Source organism: Klebsiella sp. BIGb0132, assembly GCF_024810075.1.
Lineage (GTDB): Bacteria > Pseudomonadota > Gammaproteobacteria > Enterobacterales > Enterobacteriaceae > Klebsiella > Klebsiella terrigena.
On the sequence record NZ_JANUDW010000006.1, the window covers coordinates 123,726 to 146,190 of the forward strand.

Annotated in this window: 19 protein-coding genes; 5 read left to right on the top strand and 14 right to left on the bottom strand. The window is 60.5% G+C overall.

Going from position 1 to position 22,465, the window contains the following annotated elements; all coding sequences use genetic code 11:
- Positions 1-37: 37 nt before the first annotated feature.
- The 7 genes from gudD to syd all read right to left on the bottom strand — a co-directional run bounded on the left by gudD (position 38) and on the right by syd (position 7,313).
- Positions 38-1,378 carry a glucarate dehydratase gene (gene gudD, locus M2416_RS17240; RefSeq protein ID WP_259226090.1) on the bottom strand — a complete coding sequence of 447 codons (1,341 nt, stop codon included), beginning with the start codon at positions 1,376-1,378 and terminating at the stop codon, positions 38-40.
- Positions 1,379-1,396: 18 nt separating this feature from the next.
- The gene (locus M2416_RS17245) at positions 1,397-2,737 is read right to left on the bottom strand and encodes a glucarate dehydratase family protein (protein ID WP_259226092.1); all 1,341 of its coding nucleotides are present in this window, start codon (positions 2,735-2,737) and stop codon (positions 1,397-1,399) included.
- Positions 2,738-2,739: 2 nt separating this feature from the next.
- Positions 2,740-4,092 carry a galactarate/glucarate/glycerate transporter GudP gene (gudP, locus tag M2416_RS17250; protein ID WP_041146982.1) on the bottom strand — a complete coding sequence of 451 codons (1,353 nt, stop codon included), beginning with the start codon at positions 4,090-4,092 and terminating at the stop codon, positions 2,740-2,742.
- A 474-nt stretch (positions 4,093-4,566) separates the two neighbouring features.
- Positions 4,567-5,010: a flavodoxin gene (locus tag M2416_RS17255; protein ID WP_041146983.1), complete on the bottom strand. Its 444-nt coding sequence runs from the start codon at positions 5,008-5,010 to the stop codon at positions 4,567-4,569.
- 2 nt (positions 5,011-5,012) lie between these two features.
- Positions 5,013-5,807, bottom strand: coding sequence for a tRNA pseudouridine(65) synthase TruC (gene truC, locus M2416_RS17260; RefSeq protein ID WP_045857518.1), 795 nt, complete (start codon positions 5,805-5,807; stop codon positions 5,013-5,015).
- Entirely contained in the window at positions 5,807-6,136 is a 330-nt protein-coding gene (locus M2416_RS17265; RefSeq protein WP_076945994.1) for a YqcC family protein, read from the bottom strand. Before M2416_RS17265 ends, truC begins: the two co-directional genes overlap by 1 nt.
- A 631-nt stretch (positions 6,137-6,767) precedes the next feature.
- A complete protein-coding gene (gene syd, locus M2416_RS17270) occupies positions 6,768-7,313 on the bottom strand; it encodes a SecY-interacting protein (protein WP_259226099.1) in 546 nt (181 codons plus the stop codon).
- Positions 7,314-7,381: 68 nt separating this feature from the next.
- Here syd and queF point away from each other — a divergent pair, with 68 nt between their 5' ends.
- The 5 genes from queF (at position 7,382) to M2416_RS17295 (ending at position 14,172) form a co-directional block, all read left to right on the top strand.
- Positions 7,382-8,227 carry an NADPH-dependent 7-cyano-7-deazaguanine reductase QueF gene (queF, locus tag M2416_RS17275; protein ID WP_115192008.1) on the top strand — a complete coding sequence of 282 codons (846 nt, stop codon included), beginning with the start codon at positions 7,382-7,384 and terminating at the stop codon, positions 8,225-8,227.
- A gap of 113 nt (positions 8,228-8,340) precedes the next feature.
- Positions 8,341-9,708 carry a nucleotide 5'-monophosphate nucleosidase PpnN gene (gene ppnN, locus M2416_RS17280; protein WP_133600419.1) on the top strand — a complete coding sequence of 456 codons (1,368 nt, stop codon included), beginning with the start codon at positions 8,341-8,343 and terminating at the stop codon, positions 9,706-9,708.
- A 662-nt stretch (positions 9,709-10,370) separates the two neighbouring features.
- Complete coding sequence (locus tag M2416_RS17285; protein WP_076945990.1) at positions 10,371-11,660, top strand: HAAAP family serine/threonine permease; 1,290 nt, start codon at positions 10,371-10,373, stop codon at positions 11,658-11,660.
- A gap of 57 nt (positions 11,661-11,717) precedes the next feature.
- The gene (locus M2416_RS17290) at positions 11,718-13,085 is read left to right on the top strand and encodes an L-serine ammonia-lyase (RefSeq protein ID WP_076945989.1); all 1,368 of its coding nucleotides are present in this window, start codon (positions 11,718-11,720) and stop codon (positions 13,083-13,085) included.
- A 148-nt stretch (positions 13,086-13,233) separates the two neighbouring features.
- The gene (locus M2416_RS17295; RefSeq protein WP_259226104.1) at positions 13,234-14,172 is read left to right on the top strand and encodes a sulfonate ABC transporter substrate-binding protein; all 939 of its coding nucleotides are present in this window, start codon (positions 13,234-13,236) and stop codon (positions 14,170-14,172) included.
- A gap of 37 nt (positions 14,173-14,209) precedes the next feature.
- Here the strand turns inward: M2416_RS17295 and M2416_RS17300 are convergent, their stop codons facing one another.
- From M2416_RS17300 to M2416_RS17330, 7 genes are all read right to left on the bottom strand, one after another.
- Positions 14,210-15,433: an acyl-CoA dehydrogenase family protein gene (locus tag M2416_RS17300; RefSeq protein ID WP_259226106.1), complete on the bottom strand. Its 1,224-nt coding sequence runs from the start codon at positions 15,431-15,433 to the stop codon at positions 14,210-14,212.
- Positions 15,434-15,443: 10 nt separating this feature from the next.
- Positions 15,444-16,865 (bottom strand): MFS transporter, encoded by a 1,422-nt coding sequence (locus tag M2416_RS17305; RefSeq protein WP_076945987.1) that lies wholly within the window; start codon positions 16,863-16,865, stop codon positions 15,444-15,446.
- 170 nt (positions 16,866-17,035) lie between these two features.
- Positions 17,036-17,914: a MetQ/NlpA family ABC transporter substrate-binding protein gene (locus tag M2416_RS17310; RefSeq protein WP_076945986.1), complete on the bottom strand. Its 879-nt coding sequence runs from the start codon at positions 17,912-17,914 to the stop codon at positions 17,036-17,038.
- The gene (locus M2416_RS17315) at positions 17,911-18,609 is read right to left on the bottom strand and encodes a methionine ABC transporter permease (protein ID WP_041146996.1); all 699 of its coding nucleotides are present in this window, start codon (positions 18,607-18,609) and stop codon (positions 17,911-17,913) included. The genes M2416_RS17310 and M2416_RS17315 overlap by 4 nt, the downstream gene beginning before the upstream one ends.
- The gene (locus tag M2416_RS17320; RefSeq protein ID WP_076945985.1) at positions 18,606-19,625 is read right to left on the bottom strand and encodes a methionine ABC transporter ATP-binding protein; all 1,020 of its coding nucleotides are present in this window, start codon (positions 19,623-19,625) and stop codon (positions 18,606-18,608) included. Before M2416_RS17320 ends, M2416_RS17315 begins: the two co-directional genes overlap by 4 nt.
- Positions 19,622-21,028 (bottom strand): LLM class flavin-dependent oxidoreductase, encoded by a 1,407-nt coding sequence (locus tag M2416_RS17325; RefSeq protein WP_076945983.1) that lies wholly within the window; start codon positions 21,026-21,028, stop codon positions 19,622-19,624. Before M2416_RS17325 ends, M2416_RS17320 begins: the two co-directional genes overlap by 4 nt.
- A 39-nt stretch (positions 21,029-21,067) precedes the next feature.
- The gene (locus M2416_RS17330; RefSeq protein WP_259226112.1) at positions 21,068-22,462 is read right to left on the bottom strand and encodes an FAD/NAD(P)-binding protein; all 1,395 of its coding nucleotides are present in this window, start codon (positions 22,460-22,462) and stop codon (positions 21,068-21,070) included.
- Positions 22,463-22,465 lie beyond the last annotated feature (3 nt).

A 22,465-nucleotide genomic window follows, 5' to 3' on the forward strand; every position in this document is an offset into this window, starting at 1 on the left:
CAAAAAGCGACCGGCCCCCGCAGGAGCCGGTTTGTCCTCAGCGCACCATGCACGGGCGCTTGTTATTAAACGTCCACTCCGGGATCAGGTACTGCATCGCCATCGCATCGTCGCGAGCGCCCAGGCCGTGCTTTTTATACAACTCATTAGCCAGCATAACGCGGTCCATGTCGAGCTCTACGCCAAGGCCTGGCGTCGAAGGTACCTGCACCATACCACCTTTGATCTCAAAAGGTTGTCGGGTCAAACGCTGGTTCCCTTCCTGCCAGATCCAGTGGGTATCAATGGCGGTGATCTTACCCGGTGCCGCCGCCGCAACGTGGGTGAACATCGCCAGCGAGATATCAAAATGGTTATTGGAGTGCGAACCCCAGGTCAGGCCAAACTCATGGCACATCTGGGCAACGCGCACCGATCCCTGCATGGTCCAGAAGTGCGGATCGGCCAGCGGGATATCAACCGACTGCAGCGACAGGGTGTGCCCCATCTGCCGCCAGTCGGTGGCAATCATATTGGTCGCCGTCGGCAGACCGGTCGCGCGGCGGAATTCAGCCATCACCTCACGGCCGGAGTAACCCTGCTCGGCCCCGCACGGATCTTCCGCGTAGGCCAGCACGCCTTTCAGCTGTTTACCAATGGCGATGGCTTCGTCGAGCAGCCAGGCGCCGTTCGGGTCAAGCGTCACCCGCGCCTGCGGGAAGCGCTTCGCCAGCGCGACGATAGACTCGGCCTCCTCTTCGCCGGCCAGAACGCCGCCTTTGAGTTTGAAATCGTTGAAGCCGTACTTCTCATAGGCCGCTTCCGCCAGGCGCACGACGGCGTCCGGGGTCATGGCCTCTTCGTGGCGCAGCCGATACCAGCCACACTTCTCATCCGTCTGGCTCTGGTAGGCCAGCGGCGTGGCCTGGCGGTTGCCGACGAAGAACAGGTAGCCAAGCATTTCCACTTCGCTACGCTGCTGCCCGTCGCCCAGCAGTGAAGCCACGTTCACGCCAAGGTGCTGCCCAAGCAGGTCCAGCAGCGCCGCTTCAATCCCGGTCACCACATGAATAGTGGTACGCAGGTCAAAGGTTTGCAAACCGCGGCCGCCGGCATCGCGGTCGGCAAATTGCTGGCGAACGGCGCCCAGCACGTTTTTGTATTCGCCGAGAGTTTTGCCGACAACCAGCGCCGCGGCATCCTCCAGGGTCTGGCGGATTTTCTCACCGCCAGGAATTTCGCCCACCCCGGTGTGACCCGAGTTATCTTTAATAATCACGATATTGCGGGTGAAGTACGGCGCGTGCGCGCCGCTGAGATTCATCAGCATGCTGTCGTGACCGGCCACCGGGATAACCTGCATAGAGGTGACTGCCGGCGTTGAGAATTGCGTCGTCATGATTGAATCCTTTTCTAATTAATTACGGCCGAAAACGGGACGTTTGCGGTCAAATTTCCAACCCGGGATCAGGTATTGCATTGGGGCGGCGTCGTTACGCGCCCCTCCGGGCAGCGTCTTATAGACCTCGTGCGCCTTTTGCACCTGCTCCCAGTCCAGCTCCACGCCCAGACCCGGCGCGTCAGGTACGGCAATCCTGCCGTTTTCAATCTGCAGCGGATTTTTGGTCAGGCGGCAGTCGCCCTCCTGCCAAATCCAGTGGGTATCGATGGCGGTCGGATTGCCCGGCGCCGCCGCGCCGACGTGGGTAAACATAGCCAGTGAAATATCGAAGTGGTTATTTGAGTGGCAGCCCCACGTCAGCCCCCAGTCATCGCACAGCTGCGCGACCCGCACCGCGCCGGACAAGGTCCAGAAGTGCGGATCGGCGAGCGGGATATCCACCGCATTGAGCATCACCGCGTGCCCCATTTCACGCCAGTTAGTGGCAATCATATTGGTTGCTACCGGCAGCCCGGTGGCGCGGCGGAATTCCGCCATTACCTCGCGACCGGAAAAGCCCTGTTCGGCGCCGCAGGGATCTTCGGCGTAGGTCAGCACGTCCTGCAGGCCTTTGCAGAGCTCAATGGCTTCATCCAGCAGCCAGGCGCCGTTGGGATCGACGGTAATACGCGCATCCGGGAACCGTTTTTTCAGCGCGCGAGCGGTATCAATCTCCTGCTCGCCCGGCAGCACGCCGCCCTTAAGCTTGAAATCTTTAAAGCCGTAGCGCTCCTGGGCGGCCTCAGCGAGGCGGACCACCGCTTCGCTGCTCAGCGCTTCCTGATGCCGCAGGTGGTACCAGTCGTGCTGGCCTGGGGTAGTCTCCAGGTACGGCAGATCCGTTTTCTGGCGATCGCCGATATAGAAGAGATAGCCCAGAACGGTGACCGCGTCGCGCTGTTTGCCAGGCCCCAGCAGCTCGCACACCGGGACATTCAGCGCTTTGCCCAGCAGATCCAGCAGCGCAGCCTCCAGCGCCGCGACCGCGTTAACCCGCAGTTCGAAGGTCCAGGCGCCGTTTCCGAAAGTGTCGAAATCCGCCGCCTGATTGCCTTTATGCACCTGCTGAACCACCTTGTTCAGGCGCGCAATTTCCTGCCCCAGCACCTGCGGAATAGCGTCCACCAGCGTCTGGTAGATAACTTCACCGCCGGGGGCCTCACCGATGCCTGTGTTGCCGGCGCTGTCGGTGAGTACCACGATATTGCGGGTAAACCAGGCGCCGTGCGCGCCGCCGATATTCAGCAGCATACTGTCATGCCCGGCCACCGGGATCACCTTCATGTCGGTGACGACTGGAGTCGATTGCGTATTCATCGTTAGCGCTCCCCTACAGGCTTCAGTTCGATACGTTTAATATCCCCCACCAGCACCAGGTAGCTCAGTACCGCCACCAGCGCATGCACCCCGACATAAATCAGCGCCCCGTTGAACGAGCCCGTCGTCCCGACGATGTAGCCGATGGCAATAGGCGTGACGATACCGGAGATATTGCCGAACATATTGAACAGACCGCCGGAGAGGCCGCTTATCTCTTTCGGTGCGGTATCCGCCATCACCGCCCAGCCCAGCGCGCCGATGCCCTTGCCGAAGAAGGCCATCGCCATAAAGCCGATAATCATCCATTCCGCGTTAACGTAGTTACAGAACACCATTACCATCGACAGCAACATGCCAAGCACGATGGGGGTCTTGCGGGCAATATTCAGCGAGCCGGTGCGGCGCATCAGCCAGTCGGAGATAATGCCGCCTAAGACGCCGCCGACAAAGCCGCAGATGGCGGGAACGGAGGCGACAAACCCGGCTTTCAGAATCGACATGCCGCGCGCCTGCACCAGATAGACCGGGAACCAGGTGATAAAGAAGTAGGTCAACGCGTTGATGCAGTACTGACCAATGTAGATCCCGACCATCATTCGCGATCCGATCAGCTGTTTGATCTGTCCCCACTTTTCACTGAACGGCACCTTCTGCGCGTTTTTCTTCTGATCCATATTGATCAGCGCCCCGCCGGCGGCGATATAGTCCAGCTCTTTTTGGTTCACGCCGGGGTGCTGATTCGGCTCGTGGATCACTTTCAACCACACGAAGCTAATCACGATCCCCAGTCCTCCCATAAAGAAGAAGACGTGCGACCAGCCGACTTCGTGGGTCAGCCAGCCCATGATCGGCGCGAAGATAACGGTGGCAAAGTACTGGGCGGAGTTAAAAATAGAGACCGCGGTGCCTCTCTCCTGCGCCGGGAACCAGGCCGCGACGATGCGGCTGTTGCCGGGAAAGGATGGCGCTTCCGCTAAGCCGACGAGGAATCGCAGGGTAAACAGCGCGATGATGATGCCAAAACCGCTAAAGATATCGACGAAACCCTGCAAGAGGGTAAACATCGACCAAATGAAGATCGACCAAAAATAGACCCGTTTTGAGCCAAAGCGATCGAGCAGCCAACCGCCGGGGATCTGACCAATAACGTAGGCCCATGAGAACGCAGAGAAAACGTAGCCCATTCCCACCGCGTCGAGGCCAATATCTTTGGCCATTTCCGAGCCGGCAATCGACAGCGTCGCGCGGTCGCCGTAGTTAAAAGAGGTGACGATAAACAGCATCACCACTATCCAGTAGCGGGCGTTGGTGCGTTTTTCCGCGCCGCTCGCCGCCTGACTTAATGTACTCATTGTTGCACTCCTGAATCATAGCAATTAGCTACGTTCATTCTGAACAGCACAACCTGTAGGGTAGTCAGAATGACGTGTTAGTGTTTTCGTTTTATCTGGCATTTTGCTTTTTCAAACTGGCAGGAAAAGTATAAAAAGAGGACATGGCTGGCTCACCGTGCACATACACAGCTTTGCGGGACGTGCTGAAATCGATTTATGGCTTATGCCTAATCAGATGGGGGGTAGTTCACGGAAATGAAAAGCAACCGCCGGTTAGCGCTGCCGGTGACGGTGCAAACGGCAGGAGTGTGAAATGTCTCTCTTGACCCGGTGAAAACAGGCGCAAAAAACCACTTTTATCCAGTGGTTATTAGGCAGATGCCTGAACCCCTGACGGGCGGGCGCGGGTATGATCCCGTTGGGCATTTATCCGGCGCTGGCCTTCAGAAGGGACGCCCTCTACGGAGGGGGAGAGCGTCACTTTTCATCCGCTTATTCGAGCAGGGTCGCCCACTGTTCAACCCACGGGTTGGACACGCCTTCGGGTTCCGGGTCTTCGCTGGCGTCGATCGTCAGCATGTCGCCGACGCGCTTTGCGCCCTGCTCCTGCAGCAGCGCATCAAAGGTCTTGCCGCCGCCGCAGAAGTTAGCGTAGGTGCTGTCGCCGAGCGCAATGATTCCGTAGCGCAGGTGCGGCTGGTACATATCCTTAATGCCTTCGTACAGCGGAATGATGCTGTCCGGCAGATCGCCCTGTCCGGTCGTTGACGTCACGACCAGAACGTATTTGCCGCTGTAGGGCTCCCAGTCCTGAACCTCCGGGTCTTCGAACACCTTCGCCTTGTGGCCAAGGCCGCTCAAAATGGCTTCAGCTTCTTCAGCGACCAGCAGCGCGTTACCGTACATCGTACCGACAAAAATCCCGACTTCTGCCATCTTTATCTCCCTGGATTGACCTCAATCCGTTCATCCTGACCGCTGTCGTCTGCAAACTCAACCCTTTCATTTAACGGCAGAAGGCCTCGCCAGCCAAACTGCGACAGCGCCCGCATCCACACGTCGTCCAGGCTGGCGCGAATGACCAGCGGCTCGCCGGTAAACGGATGGGTTAACGAGAGCTGGCTGGCGTGCAGCATCAGGCGGTCGCAGGCAAAGTTTTCAACCGCGCTGCGGTTCTGGCGCAAATCGCCGTGCTTGCTGTCGCCGATAATCGGGTGGCGCAGGTGGGAGAGATGGCGGCGCAGCTGGTGCTTACGCCCCGTTTTCGGCTCCAGCTCAACCAGGCTGTAGCGCGTCGTCGGATAGCGTCCGGTGGCGACCGGCATCTCAACCGTCGCCAGGCCACGATAGTGGGTGACCGCCGGCTGCGGGCCTTTATCTTCGCGCGCGAACTTGTCGGCTATTTTGTCCAGCTCTTCAACCAGCGGATAATCGAGCAGCGCCTCTTCGGTCAGCCAGCCGCGGGCAATGGCGTGGTAGCGTTTTTGCATCTGGTGCTGCTCAAACTGCTGCGACAGCCGCCTTCCCGCCTCGCTTGATAGCCCCATCAGCAGCACGCCGGAGGTCGGTCTGTCGAGGCGATGGGCGGTAAAGACGTGCTGACCAATCTGATCGCGCACCGTTTGCATGACCACCACTTTCTCATCGCGATCCAACCAGCTGCGGTGGACCAGCCAGCCGGAGGGCTTATTGACCGCCACCAGCCACTCGTCCTGATAGATAATTTCCAGCATCAGGCGTCGTCGCTCGCAAAAAGGGTATCCAGCAGCAGCAGCTCCGCCAGCACGCGATCGCGCAGCGGGTGGGCGGCATCAAGGGCCACCTCATAATAAGGGGCGACGGCAAAACTCTGCGGCAGCGGCTGCTCAGCGTCCAGCAGCTGATGCATACGCGGGATCAGCACCCACTGCAGCCACTCCAGCGGCTCCATAGTATCCATGCAGAACGGGCTGTCGCTGGCAAAGGCGCTGCTTTGCGGCGCGTTTTCCTGCCAGTACTGCGTTTCGCGCAGCAGCGCTTCAATCGCGCGCAGGCGCTCGCGCACGCTGAGGTGAAGAGTCATGGGGAAACCTCGATGAGTTGTAAACCGGCGCAGAATAGCAAATTTAGAAGAGAAATAAAAAAAGGGAGCACTGTATAAACAGTGCTCCCGGTTCGTTTCGCAGCAATCCAGCTACATTGGTGCTCCCTGCTCGTCCGTGAAAACTTTTCCTGAGGTCTCCTGACCATGTTCATCCATAAACCAGTGCGTCCTGCTTTCACACCACCCCGATGTGAAATTACCTGTCCTTAAGTCTATCCCGATCTTCCTGATCCACCGTTCATCATGAGCGGCTCACGTTCTCCATCCTGGAGGTGTCCTTTACGCCATCCTGCGTTATCCTGTGCTTCATCCTGAAGCCTGTCCTTGCTACGCCTTCCCGGCGGGTCCTGCAGAAGTGTCATCATCCTGATGTTCACTTCATTTCGCGACTTCCTGTCGACGTACATAGGATCACTGATTCCGCCTCGTCTTACAACCCTTCATACGACAATCTCTTAAGATTAGTCACCACTAAAAAAGACCATATAAAACCTAACCATATGAATTAAAATAGTTTATTAAATATTAAATAGTTGAAAAATGACTTAAATGATGACGATCTCTTACAGGTCTTGTAAGAGATCTCTCACAAACGGACCGGCATAATGGATTACACAACCGGCTCGAGCTGGTTGAGAAAACTCGCCAGGGAGGCAGAAAGGGTCGTACGCCTGCGCGTGCCGAGGGTCTCTTTGAGGACTTCACCGCTGACGTTACAAACGGAGATAACGTCCAGCTCGCTGTCCAGCGTGGCGATAAACAGCGTCGGCGACAGCTTCAGGCGTTTTTGCACCACCAGGTGGCCGATCAGATTTTCCTGCATGCGCTGGAAGTCATCCGGGCTCCAGGCCTGCAGCAGGGTCATCGTTTCGCCCGCAAAGCGCGCCTGCATATCGCCGGCGAACTGGGTGGTATAATAACTATGAGCCGGCTGTTGTACCACAATATCGAAGGCCCTTTCAACCGCGCTGATATTGGCGGGGAGAGAAAAGGGCTGCGGCTGCCAGAAAACGGCGTCGGCGTCCGTCGCGCTGATGCAGGGCGACGGGATGCCGCAAAGCTCTTCGCTGCGCGGCAGGCTTGCGCGCTGCTGCTGCCAGGCGTCGCAATAACGTTGGGTAAATGCTTGCAGCGCTTCTGCGGTCTGATTGTCCACCGGTTTCTCTCTTCACGTTAGCCAGGATACACTTAGCGAATAGTGTACCCGCTTTACTATGGTGAAACATGTCTTCTTATGAGAATCATCAGGCCCTCGCTGGCCTGACGCTCGGTAAATCAACCGATTACCGTGATACCTACGACGCGTCCCTGCTGCAGGGCGTACCGCGCAGCCTGAACCGCGATCCGCTGGGCCTGCACGCCGACAGCCTGCCCTTCCACGGCGGCGATATCTGGACGCTGTACGAGCTCTCCTGGCTGAATGCAAAAGGTCTGCCGCAGGTTGCGGTGGGCCACGTCGAGCTGAGCGATACCAGCGTGAACCTCGTGGAGTCGAAGAGCTTTAAGCTCTATCTCAACAGCTTCAACCAGACCCGCTTTGCCGACTGGCAGGAGGTGCAGGCGACCCTGACGCGCGACCTTAGCGCCTGCGCCCAGGGCGAGGTCACGGTTGCACTCTATCGCCTCGACGAACTCGAAGGCCAGCCGGTGGCCCATCTGCACGGCACCTGCATCGACGATCAGGATATCGAAGTTGATAACTATGAATTCAGCACCGACTACCTGCTGGACGCTGCCGGCGACAAAATCGTCGAAGAGACGCTGGTGAGCCATCTGCTGAAATCCAACTGCCTGATCACCCATCAGCCGGACTGGGGTTCGGTGCAAATCCAGTATCGCGGGCCAAAAATCGATCGCGAAAAGCTGCTGCGCTACCTGGTCTCGTTCCGCCACCATAACGAGTTTCACGAGCAGTGCGTCGAGCGGATCTTCAACGACCTCCTGCGCTTCTGCCGGCCGCAGTCGCTCTCCGTCTACGCCCGCTACACCCGCCGCGGCGGCCTCGACATCAACCCGTGGCGCAGCAACGCGGACTTTGTTCCCGCTATCGGCCGTCTCGCGCGTCAGTAGGTAAAATATTTCACACTTTGCGTGCGTTCACGCGTACGCAAGGTTGTGAAAACGCCGCAGGCAGGGCTATTGTAATCACAGGAAGACGATAATCGTCCTGTTAAGGAGTTCACTTGATTACACATGTTAGCCCGCTTGGTTCAATGGATATGCTGTCACAGCTGGAAGTGGATATGCTTAAACGCACCGCCAGCAGTGACCTGTATCAACTCTTTCGCAACTGTTCGCTTGCCGTGCTCAACTCGGGGAGCCTGACCGATAACAGCAAAGAGCTGCTGTCTCGTTTTGAAAACTTCGATATTAACGTGCTGCGTCGCGAACGCGGCGTGAAGCTGGAACTGATCAACCCGCCGGAAGAGGCGTTCGTTGACGGGCGGATTATCCGTTCCCTGCAGGCCAACCTGTTTGCCGTGCTGCGCGACATCCTGTTCGTTTACGGGCAGATTCATAATACCGTTCGTCTGCCGAACCTCGACCTCGAAAGTTCGGTACATATCACCAACCTGGTGTTCTCGATTCTGCGTAACGCCCGCGCCCTGCACGTCGGCGAAGCTCCCAATATGATTGTCTGCTGGGGCGGCCACTCGATTAATGAGACCGAATATCTCTACGCCCGCCGCGTCGGGACCCAGCTCGGCCTGCGCGAGCTGAATATCTGCACCGGCTGCGGCCCGGGCGCGATGGAAGCGCCGATGAAAGGCGCCGCGGTTGGCCATGCCCAGCAGCGCTACAAAGACAGCCGCTTTATCGGCATGACCGAACCTTCGATTATTGCCGCCGAGCCGCCGAATCCGCTGGTGAACGAACTGATCATCATGCCGGATATCGAAAAACGCCTTGAGGCCTTCGTGCGCATCGCCCACGGCATCATTATCTTCCCGGGCGGCGTGGGTACGGCGGAAGAGCTGCTCTATCTGCTGGGCATTTTGATGCACCCGGACAACAAGGCGCAGGTGCTGCCGCTGATCCTCACCGGACCAAAAGAGAGCGAGAACTATTTCCGCGTGCTAGATGAGTTCATCGTCCACACCATGGGCGAATCGGCGCGTCGCCACTACAAGATTATCATTGACGACGCCAGCGAAGTGGCGCGTCAGCTGAAGAAAGCGATGCCGCTGGTCAAAGAGAGCCGCCGGGAAACCGACGACGCCTACAGCTTTAACTGGTCGATTCGTATTTCGCCGGACCTGCAGATGCCGTTCGATCCGACGCACGAGAACATGGCCAACCTCAAGCTCTATCCGGACCAGCCTGTAGAAGTGCTGGCCGCGGATCTGCGCCGCGCCTTCTCCGGGATCGTCGCCGGGAACGTCAAAGAGGTCGGCATCCAGGCGATTGAAAAATTCGGCCCTTATAAGCTGCACGGCGATGCGGAGATAATGCGCCGGATGGACGATCTGCTGCAGGGCTTCGTCGCCCAGCACCGCATGAAGCTGCCGGGCGGCAGCGCCTATATCCCTTGCTATGAAATAGGCTCCTGAGCCCTGTTCTGACCCTCCCGGGCGGCGGCTAACGCCCTGCCCGGGCAATCCAGTCCGCACTCCCGTTCTCCTGCCCCCCAGCGCGCCTCCGCTCCCGCACGCCCGTTCTCCCGTTCTCCCGTTCTCCCGTTCTCCCGTTCTCCCGTTCTCCCGTTCTCCCGTTCTCCCGTTCTCCCGTTCTCCCGTTCTCCAGCACGATAATCTGCTGACCCCGGCTCTCCCGCGCCTCCTTTCTGAAATCTATTTTCTTTGTGAATGTTTTGTAGCTTTTTACAAAGCCAATCGTTTGCCTTTCCAAAAACAGCAATAAATATCACCACAAAAAAGATACTTGAGAGCTAAAACATCGATAACACCCCATTTTTACAGCGTAAACCTCGTTATTACGCCGCCACGCTTTTATCTCATATGCTGCGAATGTTAGCCTTCGCGCCACAAATATCTGGCTGAACATCAGAAACAGACTGTTGGACTAAAAATATCCACCCTGAAAGTGGATTATTGCAATTGAGATCGCGATCACTGATAGATTTCCAATATGAATGTATCTTTCCGCCCCACTTGTTACGGAGAAAATCACGAAAAAACCGTAAACAAACGAATTTAATATTACTTAATTGATTTTATTTATTATTTTTTGTCGCTTCCTCCAGGAGATACAGATGGAAACCACGCAAACCAGCACTATCGTTTCGGGCGAAACCCGCAGCGGATGGCGCAAAACAGATACCATGTGGATGCTGGGCCTGTACGGCACGGCTATCGGCGCGGGCGTTCTGTTCCTGCCGATCAACGCCGGCGTCGGCGGTATGATCCCGCTGATCATCATGGCTATTCTGGCTTTCCCGATGACTTTCTTTGCCCACCGCGGGATGACCCGTTTTGTGCTGTCCGGTAAGAATCCGGGAGAAAACATCACCGAAGTCGTAGAAGAACACTTTGGCGTTGGCGCAGGTAAGCTGATTACCCTGCTCTACTTCTTTGCTATCTACCCGATTCTGCTGGTGTATAGCGTTGCGATTACCAATACCGTCGAGAGCTTTATGCTGCACCAGCTGCAGATGACGCCGCCGCCGCGCGCTATTCTGTCGCTGATCCTGATCGTCGGGATGATGACCATCGTGCGCTTCGGCGAGCAGATGATTGTGAAAGCGATGAGCGTACTGGTCTTCCCGTTCGTGGTCGCCCTGATGATTCTGGCACTCTATCTGATCCCTGAGTGGAACGGCGCGGCGCTGGAAACCCTCTCCCTGAGCAGCGCAACCTCTACCGGCAACGGCCTGTGGATGACCCTGTGGCTGGCGATCCCGGTGATGGTGTTCTCCTTTAACCACTCGCCGATCATCTCCTCCTTCGCCGTGGCGAAGCGTGAAGAGTACGGCCAGGGCGCGGAGAAGAAATGCTCCAGCATCCTCGCTCGCGCTCACATCATGATGGTTATTACGGTGATGTTCTTCGTCTTCAGCTGCGTACTGAGCCTCTCCCCTGCGGACCTGGCGGCGGCGAAAGATCAGAACATCTCGATTCTCTCGTACCTGGCGAACCACTTTAACGCCCCGCTGATTGCCTGGATGGCGCCGATCATTGCGATGATTGCCATCACTAAATCCTTCCTCGGCCACTATCTCGGCGCCCGTGAAGGCTTTAACGGCATGGTGATTAAATCCCTGCGCGGCAAAGGTAAATCCATAGAAATCAACAAGCTGAACAAGATCACTGCGCTGTTCATGCTGGTTACCACCTGGATCGTGGCGACGCTGAACCCCAGCATTCTCGGCATGATCGAAACTCTCGGCGGCCCGATTATCGCGATGATTCTGTTCCTGATGCCGATGTACGCGATTCAGAAAGTCCCGGCGATGCGCAAATACAGCGGCCACGTCAGCAACGTCTTCGTTGTGCTGATGGGCCTGATTGCTATCTCCGCTATTTTCTACTCCCTGTTCAGCTAATCTCCCCCTCGCGCCGCCCACCGGCGGCGCGCTTTCCGACAGTTCTGGATGTGCACCATGATCAGCGTATTCGATATCTTTAAAATCGGCATCGGCCCTTCCAGCTCCCACACCGTGGGGCCAATGAAAGCGGGCAAACAGTTCACCGACGACCTTATCGCACGCGGGCAGCTTGCCGACGTCACCACCGTCATCGTCGACGTATACGGCTCCCTTTCCCTGACCGGCAAAGGCCACCATACCGACATTGCGATTATTATGGGCCTGGCGGGCAACATGCCCGATAGCGTCGACATTGACGCCATTCCGGCGTTTATTCAGGACGTCAACACCCACGGGCGCCTGATGCTGGCAAACGGCCAGCAGGAAGTCGACTTCCCGGTAGACCGCTGCATGAATTTCCATGCCGACAACCTGTCGCTGCATGAAAACGGCATGCGCATTAGCGCCCTCGGCGGCGATAAGGTGCTCTACACCCAGACTTACTACTCCATCGGCGGCGGTTTTATCGTCGACGAGCAGCACTTCGGCCAGAGCAACGACGCGCCGGTGGCCGTGCCTTATCCCTACAAAAACGCGGCTGATTTACAGCGACACTGCCGCGAAAGCGGGCTCTCGCTTTCCGGCCTGATGATGCAAAACGAGCTGGCGCTGCGCAGCAAAGAAGAGCTGGAGCAGCACTTTTCCGCCGTCTGGGACGTGATGAGCGGCGGTATCGAGCGCGGCATCAGCACCGAAGGGGTGCTGCCGGGCAAGCTGCGCGTCCCGCGCCGCGCCGCGGCGTTACGCCGGATGCTGGTCAGCCAGGACAATACCAACAGCGATCCGATGGCGGTCGTTGACTGGATCAACATGTTCGCCCTGGCAGTCAACGAAGAGAACGCCGCCGGCGGCCGCGTGGTCACCGCGCCAACCAACGGCGCCTGCGGGATCGTGCCGGCGGTACTGGCCTACTACGATAAGTTTATCCGCAAGGTTAACGCCAACTCGCTGGCGCGCTACCTGCTGGTAACCAGCGCGATTGGCTCGCTGTATAAGATGAACGCCTCGATTTCCGGTGCCGAAGTGGGCTGCCAGGGCGAAGTTGGCGTCGCCTGTTCAATGGCGGCGGCCGGCTTAACTGAACTGCTGGGCGGCAGCCCTGGCCAGGTGTGCATCGCCGCCGAAATCGGTATGGAGCACAACCTCGGCCTGACCTGCGACCCGGTTGCCGGCCAGGTTCAGGTGCCGTGCATCGAGCGTAACGCCATCGCCGCGGTGAAGGCCGTCAACGCCGCCCGGATGGCGCTGCGCCGCACCAGCGAACCGCGCGTATGTCTCGATAAGGTTATCGAGACGATGTACGAAACCGGCAAGGATATGAACGCCAAGTACCGCGAAACGTCGCGCGGTGGCCTGGCGATGAAAATCGTGACCTGCGATTAATGCCTCTCCCGGCGGGCGACCGTTCGCCGGGACTCTCCCCGCAGTCCCGCCTGAAAGATATTTCGGTTATATAAATTAAAATTTAGTTATTTATTGGTTATAAGGACGATTTGCTACCTTACGGGAAACCGCTACAGGAGAACAAATCATGTCAAAAAGGTTCCATCTGGCCCTGCTGCCGCTGCTGCTCGGTCTGTCCGCTTCCGCGCTGGCGAAGGCGCCGGAAACCGTCAACATTGGCTACCAGAAGGCCAATATTTTCGCCCTGCTGAAATATCGCGGCACCCTCGATGAGACCTTCAAAAAAGAGGGGATCGCCGTGCGCTGGGTAGAATTCCCCGCCGGCCCGCAGATGCTGGAAGGGCTGAACGTCGGCAGCATCGACCTGGCGGCCACCGGCGACGCCCCGCCGGCCTTCGCTCAGGCGGCGCAGGCGGATCTGGTTTATCTCGCCCACTCCCCGGCGAACCCCAAAACCGAAGCCATCGTGGTGCCGGAAAGTTCAACCATCCGCAGCGTGGCCGACCTGAAAGGCAAGCGCGTGGGGCTGAATAAAGGCTCGGACGTCAACTACCTGCTGGTCACCGCGCTGGAAAAGGCCGGGCTGAGCTATAAAGATATTACTCCGGTCTATCTGCCGCCGGCCGACGCCCGCGCCGCCTTCCAGCGCGGCGCCATTGATGCCTGGGTTATCTGGGATCCGTACCTTGCCGAAGTTGAAACCAACGCTAAGGCGCGGCAGATCCGCAACGCCGAGGGGCTGGTGCCGCACTACACTTTCTATCTCGCCAGCCGTAAATTTGCTGAATCCTATCCGGATACCGCGAAGCAGGTCGTTGATGAGCTGGGCAAGCTGAGCGACTGGGCCAACGCCCATCAGGACGATGCCGCCGGGATTTTGTCGACCTCCACCGGGCTGGATAAGGCTATCTGGCTGAAGGCGCTGGCCCGCCTGCCCTACGGCGCCGAGCGCATGACGCCCGCAGTCTATAACGAACAGCAGGCGCTGGCGGATACCTTCACCCGCGTTGGCCTGCTGCCGGTCAAAGTGGACGTGCGCAGCGCCACCTGGTCGCAGGATAAGTAGTGTTGACCGGCGACGGTTTTCCCCGTCGCCGCCTTCCTTACCCCTGCGTTTTCTCGCCGTTGCCTATCTGCCAGATAAAGGTCGGCGCTTCGCCGTTGACCAGCCAGCTGCCGATGTTGCGCGCTTTATAGATAACCGGATTGTGCGAGGCCACCGTGCGCGCGTTGCGCCAGTGGCGATCGAGCGCTTTGCCGACCCGGGTGTCCGACGCGCCGAGGGCGTTAAACAGCTCGGTCGCCGCCCGCGGTATCCAGTCGCTGGCAATCACCTGCGCCTGCGCCGCTTCCACTTCCGCCAGACGATTACGCTGCGCAATCAGCGCCTCGTCGCCGCTGGCGTGAACGATATAGGCCTGCTGTAAAGACTCCGCCGCCTGCAGCACCGCCGCGCGGGTCGCCCACGCCCAGCTGCTGATTTGCCCGACCACCTGCAGCACCTGAGGATCGTCGCGCGGCACGGCGGCATTGCCGTGGCTGTACATACGGGAGCGTTTTTTCACCCCTTCGGCGGCATCGCGCTCCACCGCCAGGCCGATACCCGCCAGCGTCGCCAGCAGGATATGCTGGTAGAAAGCGGTCTGGTAGCGAAAGCGCTCGGCAAAATCGTAGACGTGCTCCTGCTCAACCTGCGCCTGCCGGAAGCGGGTGGTGCCGCTGCCGGTCAGCCGCTGGCCAAAGCCGTCCCAGTCGTCGTCGCGCTCCACCCCGCTCTGCCTGGTACTGACCAGCGCTATCACGTCGCCGCCGTTGTCGCTGCGGCGGGCGAAGACGTCAATCCAGTCGGCGTACAGCGTTCCGGTGCTGTAAAACTTCTCGCCGCTTAGCCGCCAGCCGCGCTCGTCCGGCGTCACCTGAGTATTCACCTCCCCCAGCTTTACCGCCCCCGTTTCGGTCCAGCCGCTGCCCACCAGCTCCCCGTCGCGAAAACGCTGGAACCAGCGATCGCGCTGCGCAGAATCGGGCTGATTCAGACGATCCTCAACAAAGGCAAAATGAGCGCGCAGCGCCTGCGGCAGGTTTGAATCAGCCTCGGCCAGCTCAATCAGCAGGGCAATCAGCTGCGGCAGCGACGCCCCCCAGCCGCCCTTTTCCCGCGGGATGCGCAGCGTGCCGAATCCCGCCTCCTTCAGCCAGCGAATCGGCTCCTCGGGCAGAATGCGCTGCTGCTCGCGGCTGGCCGCCCCTTGCGCAATGCGCGAGAAAATCGGCCGAAAGGCCGCCGCCAGCTGTTCGTAATCGGTACCGGTAGAAAGTTGTGTCATCATCTGTTCCTTAATGGTGGCTGTCGTCAATGTCGTGACGCGTCGGCTCGTGGCGAACCGCAAGCAGGAAGAAGATCGGAATCAGGGCGGCCAGCGATACCACCCAGAACATCTGCGTGCCGAGAGAGGCCTGCAGCAGCGGCAGCACGAACAGCGCCAGCGCGCTGCCGATCCCGGAGAGCGCCCGGCTGAAGCCGACGCCGGTGGCACGAATCGCGGTGGGATAGGAGAGCGCCGGATAGATCATCAGCTGCGCGCCGGGGCCAAAGCCCTCGGCAAACAGCCACAGCCCAAGCATCGCCATCGCCAGCACCACGCCGACGGTGGCCTGCGGCTGGCCCACCAGCGCGAGCACAATCAGGGCGATAAACTGCAGCGCGAAGCCGGCAATCGCCACGTGGCGCGACGGATATTTCCACGCCAGATGCATCCCCAGCAGCCCGCCGGTAAAGGCAAACAGCGCGTTCAGCCCCAGCGAAGCGGAGATGGTTTCAAACACGCCGGCCCCGAGAAACTGCGCGAGGATCGACGGCAGGAAAAAGGCGATGGCGGTGTACTCAAAGGAGATACAGATATTCATCACCCCGGCAACGACGGTGCGCTCGCGGTACGGCTTTTCAAACAGCACGCGGAAGCTCACCTTCGGCGGCGGCGCGGGGCGTTCGGCCGGCGCCTCATGGGCAACAATACCGTAAGAGTCGCGCAGAATGCGCACCGCCGAGGTCAGGTCACCCTGGTTTGCCGCCCACAGCGGCGATTCATTCATAAATTTTCTGCGCACGGCGATAATCAGCAGCGCCGGAACCGCGCCAAACAGCAGCGAGGCGCGCCACAGCCAGTCGAGATGCTCCTTTGGCAGCACAAAATAGAGCCCGAAGATAATAAGAAAACAGACCGTCGAGGCGGCGTACCACATCGGGCACCAGGCGGCGAGGCGCGAGGCCTTGTTGCCTTTGCCGGTAAAACGGGAGAATTCAGCGAGGTAGGACATAGCGACCGGCAGATCGATACCGACGCCGATGCCCATCAGGAAACGGGCGCCGATCAGCACCCAGACGTTGGGCGCCAGCCCCGCGGCGATAGCCGAGACGACAAAAAACAGCATATCGGCCATAAACACCGAATAGCGGCCATATTTATCCGTCAGCCAGCCGCCGATCAGGTTACCAAAAATGGTGCCGACCATAATGGATGAGGTGACCAGGCCGGTCAGCAGCGGCGACAGCTGAAATTCGCGCACCACGTCATCAATGCCGTAGGAGAGCGTGGTTAAATCATAGGCGTCAAGGAAGACGCCGCCGAGCGCGAGGAAGACAATCATCCGCGCATATTTAGCCCGATCCTTGCCCGAATTAATTAGCCGCGCCACGTCCCCGACGCTACTCACCGGCGCGGAGGCCACGCCGGGATTATCAACAGACAGCGTACTCATGTTTTCACCTTATTATGTTGTGCAGGTGATCGCAGTTATAGGCCGACCCTTGATAAAGGGGAACCAACAAAAATGCATATAAAAATCAATATATTCAATAAGTTAACTAAATAAAACGACAGCAGCAGGACGGGCCTTCGCCCGTCCTGCGAGATACCTGTCGACGCAGATTATTCAGCGGAAACCGGCACCAGCACGTCTTTCACCAGCGGATCGTCGGTGGTTTTCAGCCAGGTCTGGATGCGCGGGTCGGAAAACGCCTGTTTTAATTTGACGATGTTCTCCTGCGACAAATAAGGCGTGCCGATGACCAGCTGCGACGCGAAGGTGCGCGGCGCCGGCGGGAATAAAATCCCTCTGTCCCGCGACACCTTTCCGGCATCAAACTGCGAGACATAGCCGATTGCCGCATCCACCGAATTGAGCGCCCGCGGCATGGTGAGCAGGTCCAGCTCTTTGAAATTAAACTGATGCGGGTTGCCGACGATATTTTTCAGCTTCGCCGTGCGCGGCTCCACCGCCGGGTCGAGCGTAATCAGGCCGATGCGCTGCAGCAGCCACAGCGCCTGCCCCTGGTTGGCGCCATCGTCCGGCACCACGATCGTCGCTCCGTTCGGCAGATCCTTGACCGACTTATAGCGATCGGAGTAAATCCCAAAGGCCCACTGGAACACCGGCACCGTGGTGGAAAGCGCGAAGCCGTTGGCGTCCACCACCTGCTTGAGCCACCACTGATGCTGATAGATGGTTCCGGCGTACTCCCCCTGCGCCACCGCGCGATCCGCCTGCACCGGATCCTGTAGACCCACCGCCTCCAGCTTCAGGCCATAGTCCGGTGCGATATGCTCGCCGATGTACTCAATGATCCGCTGCTCGCCGGCCATCGCCGGTTCATAGTGAATTTTCAGGGTGGTGCCGAACACCACCTGTTGCGACTGGGCCTGCCCCCGCCACCACCAGAAGGCGGCGGCCAGCGCCACAATCACTACCAGCGCCGCCAGCCACGGCCAGCGGCGGGCCTTACGTAACTCAAACTGTTCTGTTGTCATGAAGAGATCCCCTGCGTGTGGCGAAGTTTGTTGACCAGACGGTCACCGAAAAATTGAATCAGCTGGATAGTGGCGATCAGCGCGATAATGGTGGCGATCATGATGTGATTGTCGAAGCGCTGGTAGCCGTACACCACCGCCAGATAGCCAATCCCTCCCGCGCCGATGGTGCCGGCAATGGCGGAATATTCGATCATCGACACCAGGTTGAGCGTTACCGCCGCCACCAGCGCGGGCAGGGCTTCGCTCAGCTGGGCGCTGCGGATAATCTGCCAGCGCGAGCCGCCGCAGACGATCCCGACGGCGGTGACCTCCGCCGGCAGCTCGCGCAGGGCGTTCTCCACCAGCCGGCCGAAAAACGGCACTCCGGCGGCGATCATCGGTACCACCGCGGCCGGGATGCCGATGGTGGTCCCGGTGAGCCAGAAGGTGAAGGGAATGATCGCCGCCATCAGCACCAGAAACGGCAGGGAGCGCCCCATGTTCACCACCCAGTTCAGCACCCGATAGAGCGCGGCGTGCGGAAACAGCCCCCGTGACGAAGCGTTGAACAGCACCACCCCGACCGCTCCGCCGAGGGTCACCACAAACAGCATCACAATGGCCACCATCAGCCAGGTTTCGCCGTAGGCGGGCAGCAGCAGCGTATGGATCTCGCTCCAGGGCGTATCCTGGCTGATTACCGAAGGTTTCATACCGCCTCCCTGAGCTCAGGCGCGTCGTCGAGGACCTCGGCCGCAATGCCGAGCTGCGCCAGCAGCGCCAGCATCCTACCAGCCGACAGACGCTCGCCCTGAAAGCGCACCCCCGCCTGCAGCCGCCCTGCCAGCCGGCCGTTTATCACCTCAACGTGGCCGCCGAGCAGGTCAATTTGCAGCGCAAACTGCTGGCTCAGGCGGCTGATCCAGTCGGTGGCCACCGGCACATCCCAGCGATAGCTCAGGCGCAGCAGCAGATCGCTATGGGCCGCCACCGGAGAGAGAGGCAGCAGCTGCTGGCCCAGAAGAGAGTCCGGGCGCGCCAGCAGCTCTTTCACCTCGCCGAACTGGAGGATCGCGCCGTCGCGAATTTCCGCGACCGCATCCGCCGCCGCGCGTACCGCGTCCATCTCGTGGGTAATCAGCACGATCGCCAGCCGGTACTCATCGCGCAGGCGCTTAAGCAAATTGAGCACCGCGGCGGTGGCCTGCGGGTCCAGGCCCGAAGTGGCCTCGTCCGCCAGCAGCACCGAAGGACGCAGCGCCAGGGCGCGGGCGATGCCGATGCGCTGGCGCTGGCCGCCGGAGAGCTGGGCCGGCCAGGCGTCGGCCTTATCGCTCAGGCCAACGCTCTCCAGCAGCTCGCCCACCCGGGCTTTGACATCCCGCTCCACCACTCCGAGGTACTCCAGCGGCAGAGCGATATTTTGCCAGGCCGTTTTGCGGTTCAGCAGCGCCGAGGACTGGAACACGGTGCCGATCGCCCGCCGCTCGCGGCGCAGCGCCTCGCCGCTGAGCAGCGACAGGTCGTTACCGTTAACCCGGATGCTGCCGCTGTCGGGACGCTCCAGCAGGCTGATGCAGCGCGCAAGAGTCGATTTACCCGCGCCGCTTGGCCCCACCACCGCGGTGATCGAGCCGGTTGGCACCCGCAGCGACAGCCCTTTCAGCACCTCGCTGACCCGCCCGCCCGCCGTGCGGTAGCTTTTATGCAGGTCGTCTATCTCAATCATGTCACCTTCTCCCCCGCCCCGGCGTCGATGCGCACGCCGCGCCGATAGCCGGCTCCCGGATGCGGGGCCACCAGCCGCGGCCCGGCGCCGAACAGTTTTTCGCGCAGGGTGCCTTCGCGGTACTCCTGCTTGAAGACGCCGCGCTTTTGCAGCTCGGGGATCAGCAGTTCCACCACATCGCGGAAGGTTTCGTGGGTCACGGCGTAGGCGAGGTTAAAACCATCGACATCGGTCTCCTCGACCCACGACTGCAGCTCATCGGCCACGGTTTCCGCGCTGCCGACGATCAGCGGGCCAAAGCCGCCAATGCCCACCCAGTCGGCCAGCGCCTGCACCGTCCACTGACGGTCAGGGTCGGCGGTGGAAAAGGCCTCAACCGCCGACTGAATGGCGTTGGTATGCAGATACTTCAGCACCTGATCCGGCTGATACTGGCCGAAGTCGATCCCGGTCCAGCCGGAGATCAGCGCCAGCGCCCCTTCATAGCTGACGTAGGATTTATACTCCTGCCATTTGGCCTGCGCCTCGCGGTCGGTTTCGCCGACAATGACCGTTTGCAGGTTGAAAATCAGGATGCTGCGCGGATCGCGCCCGGCCTCCGCGGCGCGGCGGCGAATGTCGGCCACCGTCTTTTTAAGCAGCGTTTTTGACGGCGCGGCGACAAACACGCACTCGGCGTGCCCGGCGGCAAACTGCTTCCCGCGGCTCGACGCCCCGGCCTGATAGAGCACCGGCGTGCGCTGCGGCGACGGCTCGCAGAGGTGGATCCCCGGCACCGAGAAGAAGTTGCCCTGGTGGTTGATCGGGTGGATTTTCTGCGGATCGCTGAAGATCCCCCGCTCGCGATCGCGCAGCACCGCCCCGTCTTCCCAGCTGCCTTCCAGCAGCTTGTAGACCACGTCGAGGTACTCGTCGGCGTAGTCGTAGCGCGCGTCGTGATCGGTCTGCGCCTGATGACCAATATTGCGCGCCCCGCTTTCGAGGTATGAGGTCACGATATTCCAGCCCACCCGGCCTTTGGTCAGATGGTCAAGGGTCGACAGGCGACGGGCAAATGGATAGGGATGCTCAAACGACAGCGAGGCGGTCAGGCCAAAGCCGAGATGCTCCGTCACCAGCGCCATCGGGGTAATCAGCGCCAGCGGATCGTTCACCGGCACCTGCGTCGCCTGGCGAATGGCGGCATCGCCGCTGCCGTTCAGCACGTCGTAGATGCCCAGCACGTCGGCAATAAACAGGCCGTCAAACTTACCGCGCTCGAGAAGGCGCGCGAGGTCAACCCAGTAGTCCAGATCCTTGTACTGCCATGAGCGGTCGCGCGGATGGGTCCACAGCCCCGGCGACTGGTGGCCGACGCAGTTCATATCAAAAGCATTAAGACGAATTTCGCGTTGTGATGACATAGCACTTCTCCAGGGCGCGTCCCGACAGGGGGCGCACGCTTAATCATGAATAACGAAAGAACCCTCGAGCCCCAGCGTCGCCAGCGCTTCGGCCGCCACCGCGGCGGCGTGGTCAGCGACCTGCGGCAGCCCCATCAGCTCGCCAAAACGTCCGCGAGCCGCCGGGCCAGAAATCAGCACCTTTGGCGTCACCGCGCCCTCGCGGCCAATCGCCCGGGAGCGCGAATCGACGTCGAGCCCGAGCCCCAGCGCGTCGGCGCGGATCAGCCCGTCCCGCGCGAGGTCGCGTAGCAGCGGCTGGCTGTCGGTCAGGCCGCCGTGCGCGGGGCCGGTGGTGAGGATCAGGCGATCGACGGTCAGCGATTGCGGCTCACCGCGGCGCGGGCTCAGGGTCAGGGTCAGCCGGCCGGCATCGGCCTCCAGCGCCGTCAGCCTTGCCGCCAGCACCTTCAGGCTACCGTCGCGCTGGCGCTGGCTAAGCACATCCGCGACCTGCGGAGCGATGCGGTAGCGATGCACATCCCAGTAACTGCGCAGGTGGCGCAGGAAGCGCTGGCGGTCGGCCAGGCTCAGCCCCTGCCAGATGCTCTGCCCCTGGTTACGCACCGCGTCCAGCACCACCTGCCAGGGCTGGCCCTGCTCGGCGGCGTGATGGATATCTTCCCGCACCCGCCGCAGCCGCTGGCGCAGCGAGCCCTCGCGATAGTCGCCGGGCCACGGCTCGGCGGCGCCGCTGATGTTCCCGCGGGGCAGCAGGCCGTGGCGCGAAAATGCCGTCACCGGGCCGCGATGGCCGAGCCGCGCCAGGGTGGCGATGGTGTCGGCCATGGTCAGCCCGGTGCCCATCACCGCCACCCGCGCATCCGGCGCAACGTCGGCAAGCGCATCTGCACGCCACGGGTTGGCAATCAGCGCCGGATGGTCAATAAACGGGACCGCCAGGCGCGGCAGCGCCGGCGGCGGATGGCTCACCGCAAGGATCAGCAGATCGCTTTTCAGCACCTGACCGCCGGCGGTGGTGACGCCGCGCGGGCCATAGCTCAGCGCCTCTTCCCGCAGGTGCACCAGCCGTCCGTCGCTCGCCCGCAGCGCCTCGGCAAAACGCTGGCTGACGTAGCGGCCAAACTGGCCGCGCTGCGGATAGAGCGCCCCGTCCTCACGCCGCGCCTGCGGGTCGTCGGCGAACGCCGGCTGGTCGCGATACCAGCGGTCGAAAGCGCCCTCCTCCTCGCCGGCCAGCTGCATCCGCGCGGCGGGGACGTTGATGCGATGGGAGGGCTCGGCGGTGGAGTAGGCCACCCCCGCGCCGGGCACCGCGCGCGGCTCCAGCAGCGTCACCCGCAGCGCGTTTGGCGCCAGGCGCAGCAGCTCAATCGCCACGGCGGCGCCGCTGAACCCGCCGCCGATAATGACCACCTGCGGTTCAGCGCTCATCGG